This is a genomic window from Legionella bozemanae, from assembly GCF_001648595.1.
GTDB lineage: Bacteria > Pseudomonadota > Gammaproteobacteria > Legionellales > Legionellaceae > Legionella > Legionella bozemanae.
The window spans coordinates 22,428-41,644 of the sequence record NZ_LBAW01000022.1 but is presented as its reverse complement, the minus strand read 5'-3'; the positions used below and the strand labels follow the sequence as shown (position 1 = coordinate 41,644).

Below are 19,217 nucleotides of genomic sequence, written 5' to 3'. Positions count from 1 at the left end.
AATAGCCTAATTTTCATTACATATAGTCATTATAGATTAAATATAATCTTTCTTTTTGCATCATGATTAATTCATATGATATTCTCTGTTTCATTTCTGCTCTTGGCTTATAAAAATGTTTACATTAAGAAATGAAAAGACGCGCCATAGACAATTAAGCAAAGTTAATGAACATGGTGAATACGCGCCATTTCCAGGAGTGACAGTAGTATCGGCCTGCTATCCTAAGCAAAAGGAATTTTGTGAAACCATTTATAAGTTCTTAGTCAGTAACCCACTTATCCTACATTATTTTTTACCACTTCCCGCCCAAAGTTATCATATGACTACAATGAGCTTGGAAACAGAACAACAAATAGGAAGTTCATGGAATCAATTTATTATTAATAACTTGCCTCACTATAAAAGGATCAAGCAAACGCTACAGAAAAACGCTCTTTATCCTTCAATTGAAAAAATGGAAGTCAGCATTGGTAGAACCATTTCTCTCTCTTTATCTTTGCCCAAAGAACAAGAAGCACAAATTAAGAAAATAGCCACATCTTTAAATATCGAAGAAACAATACCTAAAGTTTTCCATATTACATTAGCTTATTCACGTTTCAATAGAGCAATCTCCAAAGAAATTTCTGAACAATTACACGCAGAAATTGCCAAAGAAATCAATAAAGTTATTGAAAAAATAGAATTTCCACTGGAAATTGCAGAATACGCGCTTTGCTATTTTAATGACATGATGGCTTTTCCCTCTTGGGATGCAGAAAATAATCCGTTTATTCAATCTAAGTCGCCACATCACTATCCAAGCGTCATCAAAGGCGATAAAAAAGATATGGATGAACTCCAAGAAGAACATGATCACGAGACGATGCTTACCATTTAGATCATTATTTCAGTTGAAATAAACATTTTGATCTTATATTGTTGCTTCTTAATCATACATGAATTAGGGAGTTTTCATGAAAAACCATTCAGGAATATTTAGGTTAAGTGATTATAAGATTCTCGATTATCAGGTAAAGCACATTGATTTGGAAATAGATCTTTCTAAAAAACCCGTTCAATCAAAAGCTTTATTAACTATCAAACCCAATCCAAACTCCAAGTCTTATTCCACTGATTTGGAATTGGATGGTGAAAATATGATCTTAGAAGCCGTTTTACTTGATGGAAAAAAGCTAACCCACGAAGAATATGAACTGACAAAAGATTCTTTAATTATCAAAAATGTTCCTCAGGATCGAGCATTTACTCTCGAAACAACAACACGTTTGGGTGAAAATACCGATTTATTTGGTTTATATGAAACAGAAGGAACTATTCTGGTGAAAGCTGAAACCGAAGGACTTCGCCGCGTTCTCTACTGCCATGATCGTCCCGATAGTTTAGCGACCTACAAAACAACAATTATTGCTAAAAAAGAAGATTACCCTGTATTACTTTCCAATGGTTCACTTATTGAGCATAACGATCTAGAGGAAGGACTTCATTCTGTAATCTGGGTAGATAAAGTGCCTAAGCCCAGTTATCTATTTGCATTAGTTGCAGGAAAACTACAAAAATCAGTAACTTATTTCAAAACACGTTCAGAACGTGAATTACCAATTGAATTTTATGTCCCTCCTGCAGCTACAACAAAATGTGATTTCGCTAAAGAAGTTTTAAAAGAAGCAATGCGTTGGGAGGAGGAAATTTTTGACTTAGAATGTGAGTTACCACAGCATATGGTAGCCGGAGTTGATAAGTATGCCTCGGGCGCTTCTGAGCCGACAGGCTTAAATTTATTCAACACCGCAAACTTATTTGCTACTCATGAAACCCGGACTGATACGGACTTTTTACGAGTTTTAGAAGTTGTTGCCCATGAATACTTTCATTATTGGTCAGGTGATCGTGTCACGATTCGTGATTGGTTTAACTTACCCTTTAAAGAAGGATTAACCACATTTAGAGCTGCAATGTTTCGTGAACGTTTATTTGGCACTGATTTAATTCGGATATTGGATGGTAAAAACCTGGATGAACGTGCTCCACGACAAGATACCTATGCCAATGTTAGAAGCCTTTATACACCTGCGGCTTATGAGAAAAGTGCTGATATTTTTCGTATGATGATGCTTTTCCTTGGTGAAGAAACTTTCTATAGAGGAATGAACCAATTTCTAAAAGATAATGATGGCGGCGCAATAACACTAGAAGATGTATTGGCATCATTAAGTAAATCAACAAAGAAAGATATGAGCTCCTTTCTACATTGGTTTACTGAATCAGGTATTCCACAAATAACAGTTACTGACGAATATGATGCAGAAGCAAAACGCTATACTCTAAAATTTAACACTAAAGATGGAAAAGGAAGACCAATACCAATTGTTGTGGGGTTACTCAATAATAAAGGGAAGGAGATGCAAGGCGATACCATGATAATGGTTGAGCAATCTGATACGGAGTTTCATTTTGATAATATTGATTCACGCCCAACCCCTTCTTTATTACGTAGCTTTTCTGCTCCTGTACATCTTGAGTTTACATACAGTACAGAACAGTTATTGCTGCTTATGCAACACGATAGTAATATATATAATCGTTGCGAAGCAGCAAATAAACTGATCTCCCAAATGGTCAAAAATTATTGTTCTGGTAAGACCATTCTATTTACTCCTGAGTTTTTTAACGCTTACCGAAGCATAATCAATGAGAAAAATAGTTCTTTAAACTATTGGTTACTTGCCGAACTCATGGCCATACCTTCTGAAGAAGTCTTATTTTCCAGCATGCAAAATCAGGATTTTGAAAAAATAGCAGAAGCACGTCAATTGATTCAAAGTCAGCTAGCAAAAGAATTAAAAGAAGATATAGTCCGTATGCAAAAAAATCTGGATATCATACCTGTATCTCAGCATTCGCCTTTTAAATCGTTTGATATCTTATCTGCGGGAGCACGACGTTTAAGACAAGTTTGCCATGCTTATTTGGCTGCGGTACAGTCCGAAAAAACAGAACAACAATTGATTGAGCAATTCAATAATTCATTAGGTAAAAATATGACTGATTGTATCTCAGCACTCAACCTACTGCTAAGTAATAACTGCAGTCAATCGGACAAACTATTAGCATCCTTTTATGACCTCTGGCAAAACGATCCAAGTGCTATTAATTATTGGTTTAATGTTCAGGCAGCAGCCCATTCAGAACATGTAGTGAACTTGGTAAAACAATTAATGCTACATCCTGCCTTTGATTTGTCTAATCCCAATAAAGTGAATGCTTTATTGGGAACATTCATTAAAAATCCTTACGGATTCCATTCTATATCAGGAAAAGGTTATCAATTAATCGTCGATGCAATTCTGAAATTAGAAAAAATTAATCCTACTTTAGCTGCCAATTTGACAGAAAAATTCAATAACTGGGATAAATACGATGAGAAAAGGCAAAAACTAATGTTAAGCCAATTGGAATTTATTAGTACACATGCTGCATCTGCCGATGTGAGAAGCATGGCAAAAAAGGGGTTAGAGAAGAGGACGCTTGATCTACCTCTTCTCATGCAACAAATGTTCTTTGCTTCTCCAACAGATGCAACAAATTTGAATAAGGATGAAGAAAAAACTTATTCCTATCATTAATAACCTAACCAAGACACTCTTGAGCAAAGGTAATCCAAGCTGATTATCAAGTTTTTTTCATATTGGCAGGTTATTTAGTGGCAACTAGGAAGAGGATCAACCTTTAATTAAGACCATCATTAATGGATCAACTTTTTGAGATACAATTTAACAAAGGGGCAAAAGCAATTATTTTCCCCTTAAAAGAACTTCTGCGCAACGCTCTGGTGCCGTCCTCTTATCCAAACCCAGCTCCTCTTTACTGCGAGCTTTCTGACGCTTCTCTGCAAAAAAAGAGGCTATAGTGCTCGAAAAATATTTTTCTGGGAGATAAGGTTTGCCAAAATGAGTATAAGAGGGTTTTCCTTCCAATACTCCTTGGTTTAATAACGCACCTGGTACAGCCTGTGCGACACGATCAGCAGCCTCAGCGGCCTCATTACCACTCACATTGGCGCATATAAATACTTGTTCAAACTCAGGATTATTGACTGTTAACTCTGGTTTTTTAAGCTTTGAGAATAAACTATCTGTTAAAATAATTTTAAATTGACTTTTACATTCATTATGATGTTTTTTATAAACTGCGAGCAGTTCAGTTAAATAAACATCAAGATTTTCAATACCGGGATGAAGGCCAAGACGAACATTAATATTGGGATGTTTGGGAAGCACGTCGAGTAGACAATTTAAAAAAGTACTATCAATAGCAACAGGCTGAGTAGTACTGCTTACAAAAGCAAAAGATTTCCCTTCAGTTATTTGCAAGCTTTTTTTTGTTTTATCTGTCCTATCTTGTTTTGCTTTTAAGATTTTTGCCAATTCTTCATCACTTGCAGCTGTTGGTGGTTTTGCTGCAAAAGCATTATCAATACTCAGATGCCCAATAATGTGCAATTTACTTTTGTCCACAACTCCAAAATCAATTACTGCGTGGTTTAATGGCAATGCCCATCGTACATTAGATCTGTTTTTTAAGGTAGATAAATGCTCCCATAATTGATGAACATCTGGCTTGTACATAAATTCATAAGCCATGAGTACTGGAATATCTTCTAGTGCTGCCGCAATTTGAAATGGAATGTTACTGCTGATCGATGGGATGCCGCAATAAACCTGCTCAACCCTCTCCTTTTGCAAATAGTTCATTAGCTTATCGAGCTGCTCTTTACTACAAGAACCATCCGGAAAAGTTTTATTTTCAGTGGTAAGTAGCTCTGGCAATGTGATCTTAGTAGTCTTTAATGTCGAATTAAAATTCGCTATACGGTCTTGGGCTGTTTTAGTTAACGGGATAAGAAGGACCTCATGTTTACCATGAGTTTCTATCGCTTTAATCGAACTTAATGCTAAATCCGTATCGCCGGCGCTACTAATAAAAAAAGCCAACTTCATGAAATACATCCAAAATTAAATTATTAAGTGAGCAATAATACCAAAAATAAAACAAAAAGTCCGTCGGTTTTTTTCAACAAAATGCAACGAATACTATAATACTGACTATATAATTATTTAACCCAATACGCTAATTTTTATCTCTTCGAAATACTTTATTTTTGACTAAAAATAAAATATAAATTCGCGTTTTTAGATCATATTTATCAACTGGTTGATAAATATATTAAAGGGTTAACTATTTTGATTTTTTGTCAAAACCAAGTGCTTTCGCTATTTTCTTATTTAAAAAATGTTTAGGCAATAATCTCGGTAGTATCCAGTCGGAGAAAAGGTTAGGAACTAACACATAACGTGTTTTAGGATGAGGATTAGATAAAATTTGATATGCAAGTTCGCCCACTTTTTTTGTTGGTAAAGCAGATTGAGCAACTTTATGATAAATATAACTTTTAAATTTAAGTAGAGACTTCGTATAAACTGATTTGTACAGTTCATCCTCACTCAATTGATCCTCATTCTTATGCCAAATCTCGGTATTAACCATTCCCGGTCCAATAAGCACTACATCAATACCATAAATCATCAACTCAATTCGTAACGTGTCTGAAAATGCTTCTAAGCCATGTTTTGAAATCGAATAGGGGCCAAAAAAAGGCCTACAGATTTTACCCGATACAGAACCTATATTGATGATCTTTCCCGGCGAGCCTTTCAGGCTCTTATCTGCGCCAAGTAAAGACACGAAAGCTTGAGTTACCTGAATTTGTCCAATAACATTCACCTCAAATTGACGGCGAAATTCATCAATTGGTGTATCTATTAGTGGACCAACAACAGCAATCCCTGCATTATTGATTAATCCCCATAGCGTTTCGCCCTGTAATTTTTCACCTACTTCTTGTGCTGCATTTCTCACTGCAACTTGATCGGTTATATCAAAAATTAGAGGAGAAAAAAGTGTACCGAGTTCATAAGTAACACGCAGCGCATCTTTTTGATTGCGCACACTGCCAAAAACTTGAATACCATGAGTAAGCAATTCCTTTGCTATGGCATATCCTATTCCTGATGAAACACCCGTAACAACTACAGATCGCATTTTTAGCTCTCCTTTGCTTACACATCAAAATCAAATGACGGTTAAACTTCCTATTTTCTTGGATGTTGTAATTATCTATTTTTTTCCAATTGCCGATGCATCAAGAGATATTCAAAATCAAATTCATTTCATGGAGAAAGTCGGGCTCGCCCGGCTAATAGTGATTTCTACAATTAATTACGCTTGAGGCTCTAGCAATTACTATTCGTGTTCAGGATGCACTACAAAAATACCTGGTGCATTTCTTAGATATTCGTTGTAATCCATTCCATAACCAAATATATAATGATCTTCTACTTGTAAACCTACAAAATCAGCTTTTTGCAAGCCGTTAGGAACACGTTTTCGATATTTATCCACTAAAACAGCACTGTATACCTTTTCTGCTCCTAAAGTTTTTAGAGCATCAATAATTGCTGCCAATGTAACACCGCCATCCAGAATATCATCCACAACAAGAACTGTCCTTCCTTTCAAATTAGCTGATGGCTTCACTTTCCAGGCAATCTCTCCACCCGTTATATCACCTCGATAACGCGTTGCGTGGACATAGTCGACTTCTAGTGGAAAATCCAAGCGTGGTAGTAAATTACCTAGAAGGACTAAGCCCCCTACCATAACACAGACAAGCACTGGATTTTGATCTTGCAATTCCTTATGTATATTAATCGCCATTCGATCAAGAGCGGCTTCAACTTCGTTAGTAGTAAACAAGCAAGTTGATTTTTCGTAAACTTCTTTAATTTTATTTGGAATCGTCATTATAAATCCTTGGGACAAAGGAGTGGGTTATTGGAAAGCATTCATTTAATCTTTTATTTTTCCTGTTCCAGGAAAAGGACTAACTTTACCTCCATAGCCCGGATTATCTTTTACTTTAGCTGTTCCTTGTTTTGTAACTTCATCAATACGATAAATTGAATGCATTGGAATAAAAGTCCGCTTTACCCCATTAAACTCAATTTTTAATCGCTCTTCTGAGGGATCGACAACCAAGGCAGTTTGTTCACCAAACACCAGCTCTTCAACTTCGAGAAATCCAAACATATCACTTTCTTTAACAGAACGTGCATAAACTTCATAAATTGCTTCTTGATTGGCAAAAGTGATTCTGAATATCGTTTTTTTATTCATAAAATTAACCTGTTCTTATGGCGGAACAAAGTATACAAAAACAAAGGGCATCTATTCAAATTAAAATTGGCGTGAATCGCCTTGTAACTCGCATTTTATGCCATAACTGCTAATCTTTAAACTATTAGGGGTTACTAACATTCATACCCTGTGTATATTAAGTTAATGAGGAAATATATCATGTCACAAAATAAACAGGAACAAGATCCTATTCAATTAGGTAACATGATTTTTTTTCAAAATCTGGTTCCCGGACTACAAAAATCTCCATTAATTGATCATTTTAGGTTAAAATGCCTTGATACAGAAAATAATGAATCGCTTAAAAGACAACGTGAAGCCTTACTCATGGAATTCCCTCCTATTCTTTCTTTTATAAGTAAGAAACAGAAAGATCAATTTTATGAAAATGAAGCAATAAACTGCAAACAATTTTGTTGTGGTGGAATGACGCCTATTAGCGCTTCATTTGTAAATGACATTGCTTTTACACCTACAGACCACTATGTATTTTCTCCTGGGAGTGGCCAACTTTATGAAGGAAGCCAAGAAACGATAGGCAACACAATAAAAAACGATGTTGCTCAACAACAATTTGGCAGCTCAAGCCAAAAAGCATTGATGGATAGCTTGGCAACATTTGATAAAGCAGTTACTGAGCGAACTCAATCATCAGCTACTATGGAAATAGAGTCTCCCTCATTAACAGAAATAAAAAGCCTCAATCCATTTGATATGACACCAAAACCCAAAGAGACTTAGGGCTTGTCTACAATCCTACTCTCTTGGTCAAAATAATGAAACTCCTAATATCTATCATTTTTTATTTTATCGGACGAATACAGCTCATGGCTTTGAAAAATAACCGGCTGTAATGGAACTTCATAATCTTTTATTGACTCATCAGGGGTAATTTGCAGTTTAGGTTTTATAACTTGATACTTTTGAGCAATATAACAGTAAAAACCAGAAGGAAAAGGCCAAAGCATCTTGCCTATTTCATCCAGAAAAGTAAATTTTTTAATTAATGATGCATTATTTACCGGAGGTATATAACAAAAACTACTTAGAGAATATTGTCTATAACCTCTTTGTAAAAAAATTCGATTTAAATTGAATGGAGAACGCATTTTAACCTTTTGATCACTATAACAATGCAACAGCCCGATTTTCATCGCTCCGCCCCAAAGGCTCCAAGGATTAATGCTTAATAAAATAACAAAACCCATAGGGTTAAGAACGCGATCGATCTCATCAATCAAACTAAGGCTGTTAGAAAAAGGCTCCAGCGTGAGGGGCGCTATAATACAATCCACACTGTTACGATCCAGTGGAAGCTGGTTTAAAGCACATTTAATTTGAATTTTATTGGCTAAAGAAAAAGGAGATGCAATCCATTTATGGATGTAATTAAATTTTTTTAGCCAGATATTATCACCACAATTGCCTAATTGCAGCAGTGTTTCACCATGTAAATACTCGCTTTCAGGCTCAAGGTTAACTAAAAATTCATGGGCAGCAAAAAGCCCCAAGGGCGATTGAAACCATTTATTCAGGGCACGATATTGTTTTAATTGCCGTTCAATCAACAAAATAATACCTTAGATAGTTAATCCTGAATTAAACTACAATACAACGAGTTTCATATACATACAATCCATTTTTTGAGTTTAAATAGCTTGGAAATTTAAATAAAAGAACTTGAGGCTATTGTCCTACATAAATTTCCTCTGCTAAAGGGCAAGATAGAACACCGAGGTGCATAAAACAGGTGATTTTATGAAAGAGATTAACTATAGTTACTATCATAATCAAAGCCGATAGAACTTATGTTAGGAAGCAACGAATTTAAATTACATGGAATAGGACAGTTGTTTGTTCTTGAAAAGCTTTTGGATAAACCACAGGCGGCTGAGTTCTGTAAGAATGCTTCTGCAGAAAAAATATCCTTAGTTCAATACCTTGTCAAAAATAACATTTTATCAGCGACACAAATTGCATTTACAGCAGCTCATAATTTCGGCGTTCCCATGCTTGATTTGGACTGTATTGATATCGACTCCATTCCTATGAGTTTGGTCAATGAAAAGCTAATTCGTCGCCACTCAATGGTTCCTCTATTTTATCGTGGAAACAATTTATATCTTGCAACAGAAGACCCAAGCAAACACGCTTCTTTAAAAGAAATCCAATTTCATACAGGGCTTAATACGCATGCAATTATAGTTGAGGCAGATAAACTCAGCACATTAATTGATCATTTACTGACGGTACAAGAAACTCAGGGTTTATCCGAATTTGTTGGAGATGTTACTGAGTTTGATGGGATTATTATTAACGAAGAAGAACATGAAACAAGTATTGCTACCTCGATAACAGAGGATGCCCCTATAGTTAAATTCGTCAATAAAATACTTCTTGATGCGATTAAACAAGGAGCTTCAGACATTCATTTTGAGCCTTATGAACAAGAATACCGTATACGCTATCGACAAGATGGTATTTTACATGAAATCGCAACGCCTCCTGGAAGTTTAGCTATGCGTATTACGGCTCGAATAAAAATCATGTCCAGTTTGGATATTTCAGAAAGACGAATTCCACAAGATGGTGGATTTAAGATGAAAATATCCAAAACCAGATCCATCGATTTTCGCGTCAGCACCTGCCCTACTACCTCAGGCGAAAAGGTTGTGATGCGGATATTAGATCCTGGTTCAGCAAAATTAGGTATTGAAGCTTTAGGGTTCAGTTCTATTCAAAAAGAACATTTTATACATGCAATTAAACGTCCCCAAGGCATGATCCTGGTCACTGGACCAACAGGAAGTGGTAAAACCGTAACCTTGTACACTGCATTGAATATACTCAATACTAAAGAAGTAAATATTTCCACTGCTGAAGACCCAGTTGAAATTAAAGTACCAGGAATCAATCAAGTTAATATCAATCCCAAAGCAGGATTGACTTTTTCCAGCGCTTTACGGGCATTTTTACGGCAAGACCCTGACATCATAATGGTTGGGGAAATACGTGATTTGGAAACAGCTGAAATAGCAGTTAAAGCAGCACAAACAGGACATTTGGTACTCTCAACGTTACATACAAACAGCGCTGCTGAAACATTAAACCGTTTAGTCAACATGGGAATTGCAACATTTAATGTAGCCAGTTCAGTAACGCTTATTATTGCTCAACGCTTAGCCCGAAAATTATGTGAACATTGTAAAGTCTTAAGAGATGACATCAACAAGCCGGGCTTGTTAGAATTAGGCTTTGCAGAAACTGATTTAGAGGGAATTAAATTATATAAAGCAGGAGGATGCGCCAAGTGTACCAATGGATACCGCGGGAGAATAGGATTGTTTGAAGTATTGCCTATGACTAAAAAACTTGGCCAAATCATCATGTCGGGAGGAAATTCTTTGGATATATTAAGAATCGCCCAGGAAGAAGGCATGATTACTATTTATCAATCGGGACTTGAAAAAGTAAAACAAGGCATTACCACTATAGAGGAAGTCAATCGGGTAACCGTTGATTAACCGCGAAAAAATGAAAAAAAATGCCAATACCACCTTAGCCTTTCATTACACAGGCGTTAATAAAGCGGCTCAGAAAATAAATGGAGATATTGAGGCCAGGAGTCTTGCGTTAGCCAAAGTAGAGCTGCGCAGACAAGGAATTATCGTTAACAAAATTGCCAAGAAACGCGTACCTCTTTTCAGTCTAAAAAGCAAAAAAATAAAGTCTGGGGATATTACGGTATTTAGTCGTCAATTAGCGACAATGATTGAATCAGGAATACCTTTAGTGCAATCCTTTGATATCGTTGCAAAAGGGCAATCCAATAAACGGCTTAAAGAATTAATTGAAAATATAAAAGGTGATGTTGAAACAGGATTAACACTTTCTGAGGCACTGAAGAAAAATCCTGCCCATTTTAACGAATTATTCTGCAATTTGGTGGAAGCTGGCGAAAAATCAGGCTCTCTTGATATCATGTTAGATAAAATCGCTACTTATAAAGAAAAAATAGAAACGATAAAAAAGAAAATTAAAAAAGCTTTAACCTATCCTATGGCTGTATTGGTTGTTACTTTTCTTGTCACGACTGGCTTACTTATTTTCGTTGTCCCTCAATTTGACGCTTTATTTAAGGGTTTTGGTGCAGACTTGCCTGCTATGACCCAAGCAGTTGTGAGTATGTCTAAATTTTTTCAATCCTATTGGTATTTAATTTTTGGAGCTTTGGCTAGTAGTATTTATGCGTTTATTTATGCACTAAAACACTCGTCTCAGTTTGCGCAAAATGTAGATAGAACTGTGTTGAAACTACCTGTAATAGGTCCCATTGTTGAGAAAGCTGCAATTGCTCGTTTTTCAAGGACGCTATCAATTACTTTTGCAGCTGGCTTGCCTCTTGTTGAAGCACTTAAATCTGTAGCAGGTGCTACAGGAAATATTATTTTCGCTAAAGCCACTGACACAATTAGAGAAGAGGTATCTACTGGTCAACAAATAAATAAGGCCATGGAGAATACCCAACTATTTCCAAATATGGTGGTTCAGATGGTTGCCATTGGTGAGGAGTCAGGTGCATTAGAGAGAATGTTAAGTAAGGTTGCTGACTTTTATGAAGAAGATGTTGATAATACTGTCGACTCGCTCAGCAGTTTATTAGAGCCTGTTATTATGACTGTTTTAGGTGTCTTGGTAGGCGGACTTGTAGTTGCAATGTATCTACCTATCTTTAAACTAGGATCTGCAATATAAATACCTACATTTTTCAGCAGGATCATTCAATGATATATGACCTCATTACCAATCATATTTGGTTTATGTATACTGCGATCGCCCTATTCTCGCTCGCAGTGGGCAGTTTACTTAACGTTATTATTTACCGCTTGCCCATAATGTTGGAAATAGAATGGAGGCAACAATACAATGATTTGATCGGAATCAAGAAAGACGATCAACAATCAATTAATTTATTTTTTCCACGATCTTTTTGCCCTTCGTGTAAAACAACGGTTAAGGCCTGGCAAAATATTCCAATTTTAAGTTATTTGTTTTTACGTGGACGCTGTTACCAATGCAACGCGCCCATTTCCATTCGCTATCCTTTAATTGAATTAGTCACAATGCTTCTCTCATTATATGCGGCTTGGCATTTTGGTTTCACGGTACAATTGATTTTTGCATTGATTGCGATTTGGATTTTAATTTGTTTAATTTTCATTGACTTAGACCATCAGATTTTACCTGACAGCTTAACCTTAAGTTTATTATGGATAGGGCTTATTGCGAATACTGAATATTTGTTTACTCCCTTACCTCAAGCAGTGCTTAGTGCTGCAGGAGCTTATATAGGATTATGGATATTTATTAAAATATTTTATTTATTCACTGGCAAAATTGGTATGGGCAATGGCGATTTTAAATTGTTTGCTGCATTTGGTGCTTGGTTTGGTTGGATATTTTTACCGTTAATTCTACTTCTTGCTTCAATTAGTGGTACAATTATTGGCCTATTGTATTTACGTTTACAAAATAAATCCAAAGATACTACAATTCCCTTCGGTCCTTTTTTATGCATAAGTGGACTAATTTCTTTATTTTGGGGCCATAGTATAGTGAATTGGTATTTACATTTTTGGATATAAAATGAATGACAGGATTCATGAATGCCCTATCAAGTTATTTTATTTGATCTCGATGATACGCTAATCGATTTTGCTTATTCCCAGCGAATGGGTTTAAAAAATATTTATAAAAAATTTTACTCCGCAATTCAATATGCTGTCTTTGAGCAGAGTTATAAGGAAATCAACACCCTTCTATGGAATCAAGTTGGAGCCAAAGAAAACACACTTATGCCAAGTGAGGTGAGATTGCTACGATTTGTGCAATTAAATCAAAAGCTTTCTTGCTCTGTATCCGCAGAAGAGGTTGCAAATGAGTATGATAGCAATCTTTGCATCCATGCTCATTGGATACCTAATGTGAAAACTGCCATTGAGTTTTTACATCAAAAAGGACATATTTTAGGCATTATTACTAATGGTTTTGTCGAAGTTCAGGGAAAAAAACAGCGACGACTGCAATTAAATGATTGGTTTGATTGTTATATTGTTTCTGATGATGTTGGTGTAGCTAAACCCAATATAGAAGTTTTTAATATTGCTGTGCAGGAAATTACGAACAGGCGCAAACACTCTATTGAGAAGCATTCGATATTGATGGTGGGTGATTCCATTATTAATGACGGTTATGGAGCAAGAGATTTTGGGATTGATTACTGCTTTGTTAATCCTCAAGCATTAAATAATGTATCCTCAGAAATCCCTATTAAATATACTATTAGCTCTGTTGCTCATTTGCCTGCTTGCATAGGCTATGAAATTGAATACATCAATTTTTTAAATTCATACGAGTGTGACGGGGTAAGTAATCACATAGAGTAACAAGTTAGAGTTAAAAAATGGAACAATTAAAATATAGAACAAAGGAAACGCCTAAAAATACTAAGCCCAAGTTTAAACTTTAAAAAGTTGGTAAATATTAATTCCAGCATTTACAATCTAAATATACGTGAAAAAAATAAAATTATTTTAATTTAGCCTGAGCTAAAGGATTGATATGGATATTAGTTTAATAGTATTTGCTGCGCCTATTTTTTTGATTTTAATAGGTATTGAATGGAGCATTGCCTATTATAAAAAATCAAATGTATATCAATTCAATGATTCTATAAATAATTTTACTACCGGTATCTTTGAGGAAATTGCCGCTCTGCCTGTAAGAGGACTCATAATATTCGGTTATTATTATTTATACGAGCACTTTGCTTTTTTTTCTATTGACCCACATTCGATTAGCTCTTGGCTTATGTTGTGGCTTGGCGCTGATTTTTGCTACTACTGGTATCATCGGGCAAGCCACCGGTGTACTTTTTTTTGGATAGGGCATTCTGTTCATCATCAAAGTGAATGTTTTAATCTATCGGTCGCATTAAGACAGGGGTATTGGCAAACCTTAACGTCCTGGGTTTTTTATCTGCCTTTAGCCTTAATCGGTTTTCCGACTTGGATGTTTGTCATAGTTTCCTCGTTAAATACTATTTATCAATTTTGGATCCATACTGAATCAATTAACCGCATGGGATGGTTTGAAAAAATATTTAACACGCCTTCTCATCATAGAGTCCATCATGGAAAAAACCCGCAATATATAGATAAAAACTATGCAGGAAGTTTAATTATTTGGGATAAGCTCTTTGGAACTTTCGAGCCAGAAAATGCTCCTGTAGAATACGGGGTAACCGAGCCTTTAGATTCATGGAATCCTTTTTATGCCAATATTAAAGTGATTAAAGATGTATTGTATTATGGAAAAAATCTAAAAAATAAACTGGATATAATTAAAGCTTTTTTTATGCCTCCAGAATGGATAATTTATCATTTACAAAACCAAAATCAAAACATCTCAAAAAGAATTATTACCTCTAAAAATCGTACATCTCCTAAATTATATATGCTATTAAACATAGGACTTGCAATCACCTTATATGCTTATCTCTCGTTTACATTCACATCGAGCACACCAAGTTCTTGGTTTTTAGGAGTATTTATCCTATTTACCCTTTACATACTTGGCTCAATCGCCAATGGCAAACAGAAAATCTTAATTCCTGAGTTGATACGATCCGTTTTAGCCTTATCAATTCTTATTCTATTAGGAGTTAATGTGCTTTTTTCTTTGGGCTTAACACTATTATTTTTACTGGTTAATCTTTACTTGTTTCATTATAAAATTCTCAAAAATCAACCGCATGCATCTTCTATATCAGCATAAACAAAGACTAATTCAATTGAATCAACCCGGGTTCGGGTTTTATATACTATACTAAAAACAGATAATAAATTATTTAATTTTTCGTTTTCCCTGCGGTCAATTCGTAGTTCGACGTAGTGAATGTGAAGTGCTTTTCTGTTTAGTAAAGTACTTTGTTTACGAAGCAAAACTAATACAACTATTATTTTGGGAGACCTTTATGAGAGTTGGCGAATACTGTAACCGGAATGTAGTTGTAATTAACGGCAATGAATCAGTAAAAAATGCTGCAGAACTCATGCGCTCCTATCATGTTGGTGACTTGATTTTACTTGAGGAACAACAGAATAAAAAGGTGCCTATAGGCATAGTCACCGATCGTGATTTGGTTATTGAAGTCATGGCAGCAGGAATTAAGCCTGACTCGTTGTTAGTCAAAGATATTCTCACAGAACCATTTACCTGTATTTTTGAAAATGACAGCCTTTTTGACGCGCTTGAAATGATGCATTCAAAAAAAATCCGTCGTTTGCCAGTTGTTAATAATGAGAATGCTCTTATAGGCATAATTACTCTAGATGATTTTATTGAAATTCTGGCTGAAACAATGGTCAATGTAGTTGATGTAGTTAAGCTTCAACAAAAAAAAGAAGCAAGACAAAGAACATAGCTTTAAAAATGATATTGATGTATATGATATAAGGAGCAAACAATGAAGAATTCAGTACATTTTCCTATACAAATAGTATTTAATAATCTAAGACACTCTCAAGCTATTGAGGATAATGCACGCAAACATGCTGAAAAATTAGCGAAGTATTTTGATGGAATTATAAATTGTAATGTAAGCATTGAAACCCATCGGCATCATAATAAAGGGAAAATTTTTCATGTACGTATTGATCTTATGGTTCCCAATGCAGAGTTGGTAGTCAATCGAGATCTTGCTGAAAATCATGCTCATGAAGACGTTTATGTTGCAATAAGAGATAAATTTCTTGCTATGACTCGAAAACTTAAAAAGTACGTTCATAAACAACGGGGAGAAGTAAAACATCACGAACAACCTCCCGAGGGATTTATTCGCGAAATCGCTCCTATTGCTGACTATGGTTTTATTGAAACAATTGATGGTAGAAGACTTCGTTTTACCAGTAAAAGTGTCATCGACTATGATTTTAATAAATTAGAGGTTGGAAAAAGGGTTTCTTTTGTTGAAGCAAAAAGTAATGATGGCCCAGCCGCCAGTACTGTATATGTAGAATAAATAACGTTTGATGAAAAAGACTCATTGTCTTTTTCATCAGCATCATATCTTATAGAGCTTTAGTTCATCCTATCTAAATTTTAAATAATATTTGAATTTTAAAGTCCTACCTGTATCGATATACTTTTCATATCAGATAACTAATAAGGTAAAATTAATATGTCATTCATCCAATTATCAAGCCATGGGACAACTCCTTTTGAGCGTCTTTTGGGACACACTCCTGAAATACTCAATCAATGGGGGAAATTGGAGGCTGATTTTTTAGAGCAAGTAAGACGTGCTTTAGCTTTTAATAATCAATGTCATTATTGTATGCCAAAGGCGGGGCCACCTGAGCAAGATCCGCAAGATGAACGTCTCATTGAAGCATTAAGATTTGCTAATCTATTTTCAATAACGCATGAGTCGGCCGATAAAAACGAGATAACACGATTAAAAAATTTTTTTTCTGAAGCAGAAATTGCAGAATTAATCGCTTTTCGCAGTTTCATTTCTGCTGCACAGAAACTTGGTGCGGCTTTAGGTCTTAAGGCTATGCCCCATTATATAGAGGATGTTGATAATAAATAATTAAAATGAACAGAGAATTAGTTAATTTATTGCATGCACTATGGTAGAAAAATAATCTGTCCATATAAATATTTGACGACATACTAACAAGATGGGGTTAAGATACGATTTATTCTCATTAAAAACGGATAGTTCTCCTGACTCAATATAAGGAGCAGCAAACTCCTTGGATAGGACACCATAACCAAATTCATTAATAAATAATTGCGCAATACTTTCTGTATTATTGACATGGATTAAACCCTACATGTGCACCAGCAGTAGAAAGTCCTTACCCAGGAGGCCCTCAAATCATTTGCTTACTGCATATACTGCATCATCATTTCACTTTTATTGGAATGGATATAAGTGAAATGATTCCAACGCTGGATAATACACACATTACTGCATTATCTGCAGCACGTATCCTAAAGGAGTTTTATAGTGTTGCTTAACAAAGCATACCACCATCTACTCCTACCACTTTTCCTGTAATATAAGACGCCTTATCTGAAGCCAAAAAAACAATGGTTTGGGCCACCTCCTCAGGAAGCCCCACACGTTTTAAAGGCACCATTTCGAGAAAAGCTGCTTTATTCTCTTCAGTGCCAGTAAAACGCTCGAACATATCCGTACTAATCGGACCAGGGGCAACTGCGTTGACACGAACATTGGCAGCAGCGGCTTCAAGTGCAGCAACCTTTGTAAATCCTTCAACCGCGTGTTTTGATGCACAATAAATTGATGCCCCCGGCACTCCTCTTTGACCAGCAATTGAGGAAAGATTAATAATACATCCAGATTCTTGCTCGATCATGATTTTGAGTTCGTGCTTAATGCATAGAAAGACACCAAGCACATTCGTTTCAAAAGTGGAATGATAACTCTCTACGGTTTGCTCTATAAATGGCGCTGCCACTCCTTCTGTTCCTGCATTATTGACTGCCACATCCAAATGGCCAAAACGTTTCACAGCACTGTCTATAAGCGCCTTTACTTCATCATCATAACGTACATCAGCTCGAATGAATAATACATCTACCCCAAAGGCTCGAAGGTCTTTTGCTAAAGACTCTCCTACTTCTTGCTTACGTCCAGAAATTACAATATTTGCACCTTCATGAGCAAAAGCAAAAGCCGTTGCTTTGCCAATTCCAGCTAGAGCCCCAGTAATAAGAACAGTTTTCTTTTCCATTTTTAATTCCCTTAAATTAGGCATCGAAGTTCAGTATAGTACAAATAAACCTTAAATATCCTTTACCAGCATATTATTGTATTCTAAATATTTTTCCATTTGTTAGGTATTTTTAACTGCATAGGACTCGTTCCTATAAGTTCATGGTGGTAAGATCGCATTTTTTTAACCAAATTTTAGGCATTCGACTTATGGAAAAAAAAATTGCTGCTGTTTATGTCGCTAAACCCGAGTTTCTTTCTGTTCTGTCTGAAGAGTTAGGTGAAGTTTCATGCGTTGCAGATGATTTGGTTTTTTCCTCTCATAAAAAACTGGATGTATGTTTTGCCCAGGATATTTGGTTGGAACCGCAAATAGTAACATTTCAATCCATTTCGGAAGCAGTAAGAATTTTGCGCCAAGCAGGGAAATTCTGGTACTTACATCCTATTTCTCATATAAGACGTTCACGATTAATCGAAGAGCAATTGCGAAAGCTTCCTCCGCTCCTACGTCATTTTCCCCTTGAGTCTGAAATTCCATCAATAGGTGCTTTTAGCCTGTTAGATAATACTACGTTGATTTATAGCGCGAAACGCCATAAAAAATGGCCTCAAGGAATATGCTATTTTATTGAAGATAAAATAAATCCCCCCAACAGAGCCTACTTAAAACTTTGGGAAGCACTCACTCTTTTGGGGAAATATCCCAAACCAGGTGATAAGGCTCTAGATTTAGGTGCTTCGCCAGGAGGATGGACTTATGTCATGCACTCATTAGGCGCATCAGTAACTGCTGTGGATAAAGCGTTATTAGATCCTAAAATTGAGCAATTACCGCGTGTTACTTCCTTGCAACAAAGTGCTTTTGCTCTAGATCCGGTTCAATTGGAACAAAGCTATGATTGGGTTTTATCTGATGTAGCATGCTATCCTGATCGTGCTTATGCACTTATTATGAAATGGATAGAGTCTGAGAAGGCAAAACAAATGATTTTTACTATAAAATTACAAGGTAAAATTGAGTTGACTACATTAAAGCAATTTCAAAAAATATCTAATTCTTTTCTTACCAACATGTTTTATAACAAACATGAAGCAACATTTTTTTATCCTTTCGTGAACTAAAGCTGGAGCAGAGATCCTTTTT

General features: G+C 35.6%; 18 protein-coding genes and 1 pseudogene. 13 read left to right on the top strand and 6 right to left on the bottom strand.

Annotated elements, in window-relative coordinates:
* Window positions 1-115 precede the first annotated feature (115 nt).
* Window positions 116-883 carry a DUF1868 domain-containing protein gene (locus A8O27_RS14495; protein WP_058459929.1) on the top strand — a complete coding sequence of 256 codons (768 nt, stop codon included), beginning with the start codon at window positions 116-118 and terminating at the stop codon, window positions 881-883.
* Between the two features lie 76 nt (window positions 884-959).
* Window positions 960-3,629, top strand: coding sequence for an aminopeptidase N (gene pepN, locus A8O27_RS14490; protein ID WP_058459930.1), 2,670 nt, complete (start codon window positions 960-962; stop codon window positions 3,627-3,629).
* A 168-nt stretch (window positions 3,630-3,797) separates the two neighbouring features.
* On the opposite strand, the gene A8O27_RS14485 is transcribed toward pepN, so the two are convergent.
* From A8O27_RS14485 to A8O27_RS14470, 4 genes are all read right to left on the bottom strand, one after another.
* Complete coding sequence (locus tag A8O27_RS14485) at window positions 3,798-5,003, bottom strand: hypothetical protein (RefSeq protein WP_058459931.1); 1,206 nt, start codon at window positions 5,001-5,003, stop codon at window positions 3,798-3,800.
* Between the two features lie 238 nt (window positions 5,004-5,241).
* Window positions 5,242-6,105, bottom strand: coding sequence for an SDR family oxidoreductase (locus tag A8O27_RS14480; protein ID WP_058459932.1), 864 nt, complete (start codon window positions 6,103-6,105; stop codon window positions 5,242-5,244).
* A gap of 201 nt (window positions 6,106-6,306) precedes the next feature.
* On the bottom strand, window positions 6,307-6,867 hold the full coding sequence (locus tag A8O27_RS14475; protein WP_058459933.1) for a hypoxanthine-guanine phosphoribosyltransferase: 561 nt from the start codon (window positions 6,865-6,867) through the stop codon (window positions 6,307-6,309).
* A 45-nt stretch (window positions 6,868-6,912) separates the two neighbouring features.
* Entirely contained in the window at window positions 6,913-7,239 is a 327-nt protein-coding gene (locus A8O27_RS14470) for a DUF1820 family protein (RefSeq protein WP_058459934.1), read from the bottom strand.
* A gap of 180 nt (window positions 7,240-7,419) precedes the next feature.
* Here A8O27_RS14470 and A8O27_RS14465 point away from each other — a divergent pair, with 180 nt between their 5' ends.
* Window positions 7,420-8,001 (top strand): hypothetical protein, encoded by a 582-nt coding sequence (locus tag A8O27_RS14465; RefSeq protein ID WP_058459935.1) that lies wholly within the window; start codon window positions 7,420-7,422, stop codon window positions 7,999-8,001.
* A 44-nt stretch (window positions 8,002-8,045) separates the two neighbouring features.
* Here the strand turns inward: A8O27_RS14465 and A8O27_RS14460 are convergent, their stop codons facing one another.
* Window positions 8,046-8,831 (bottom strand): methyltransferase domain-containing protein, encoded by a 786-nt coding sequence (locus tag A8O27_RS14460; RefSeq protein WP_058459936.1) that lies wholly within the window; start codon window positions 8,829-8,831, stop codon window positions 8,046-8,048.
* Between the two features lie 237 nt (window positions 8,832-9,068).
* Between A8O27_RS14460 and pilB the strand changes: the two genes are divergently transcribed.
* The 9 genes and pseudogenes from pilB to A8O27_RS18560 all read left to right on the top strand — a co-directional run.
* A complete protein-coding gene (pilB, locus tag A8O27_RS14455; protein ID WP_058459937.1) occupies window positions 9,069-10,784 on the top strand; it encodes a type IV-A pilus assembly ATPase PilB in 1,716 nt (571 codons plus the stop codon).
* A gap of 10 nt (window positions 10,785-10,794) precedes the next feature.
* Entirely contained in the window at window positions 10,795-12,015 is a 1,221-nt protein-coding gene (locus tag A8O27_RS14450) for a type II secretion system F family protein (protein WP_058459938.1), read from the top strand.
* A 29-nt stretch (window positions 12,016-12,044) separates the two neighbouring features.
* The gene (locus A8O27_RS14445) at window positions 12,045-12,905 is read left to right on the top strand and encodes a prepilin peptidase (protein WP_058459939.1); all 861 of its coding nucleotides are present in this window, start codon (window positions 12,045-12,047) and stop codon (window positions 12,903-12,905) included.
* Between the two features lie 21 nt (window positions 12,906-12,926).
* Window positions 12,927-13,706, top strand: coding sequence for an HAD family hydrolase (locus A8O27_RS14440; RefSeq protein WP_058459940.1), 780 nt, complete (start codon window positions 12,927-12,929; stop codon window positions 13,704-13,706).
* A 175-nt stretch (window positions 13,707-13,881) separates the two neighbouring features.
* Complete coding sequence (locus A8O27_RS14435; RefSeq protein ID WP_058459941.1) at window positions 13,882-15,096, top strand: sterol desaturase family protein; 1,215 nt, start codon at window positions 13,882-13,884, stop codon at window positions 15,094-15,096.
* 199 nt (window positions 15,097-15,295) lie between these two features.
* Window positions 15,296-15,745, top strand: a complete 450-nt coding sequence (locus A8O27_RS14430) for a CBS domain-containing protein (RefSeq protein WP_058459942.1) — start codon at window positions 15,296-15,298, stop codon at window positions 15,743-15,745.
* 42 nt (window positions 15,746-15,787) lie between these two features.
* Window positions 15,788-16,342 carry an HPF/RaiA family ribosome-associated protein gene (locus A8O27_RS14425; RefSeq protein ID WP_058459943.1) on the top strand — a complete coding sequence of 185 codons (555 nt, stop codon included), beginning with the start codon at window positions 15,788-15,790 and terminating at the stop codon, window positions 16,340-16,342.
* Between the two features lie 159 nt (window positions 16,343-16,501).
* Window positions 16,502-16,915 carry a carboxymuconolactone decarboxylase family protein gene (locus A8O27_RS14420; RefSeq protein ID WP_058459944.1) on the top strand — a complete coding sequence of 138 codons (414 nt, stop codon included), beginning with the start codon at window positions 16,502-16,504 and terminating at the stop codon, window positions 16,913-16,915.
* 248 nt (window positions 16,916-17,163) lie between these two features.
* Window positions 17,164-17,349: pseudogene (locus A8O27_RS18560) on the top strand (arginase family protein); the annotation flags it as partial.
* On the opposite strand, the gene A8O27_RS14415 reads toward A8O27_RS18560, so the two are convergent.
* The gene (locus A8O27_RS14415) at window positions 17,346-18,089 is read right to left on the bottom strand and encodes an SDR family NAD(P)-dependent oxidoreductase (RefSeq protein ID WP_058459997.1); all 744 of its coding nucleotides are present in this window, start codon (window positions 18,087-18,089) and stop codon (window positions 17,346-17,348) included. The pseudogene A8O27_RS18560 and the gene A8O27_RS14415 overlap by 4 nt on opposite strands.
* Window positions 18,090-18,280: 191 nt before the next feature.
* On the opposite strand from A8O27_RS14415, the gene A8O27_RS14410 reads away from it, so the two are divergent.
* Window positions 18,281-19,195, top strand: coding sequence for an SAM-dependent methyltransferase (locus tag A8O27_RS14410; RefSeq protein ID WP_058459998.1), 915 nt, complete (start codon window positions 18,281-18,283; stop codon window positions 19,193-19,195).
* The last annotated feature ends 22 nt before the right edge of the window (window positions 19,196-19,217 follow it).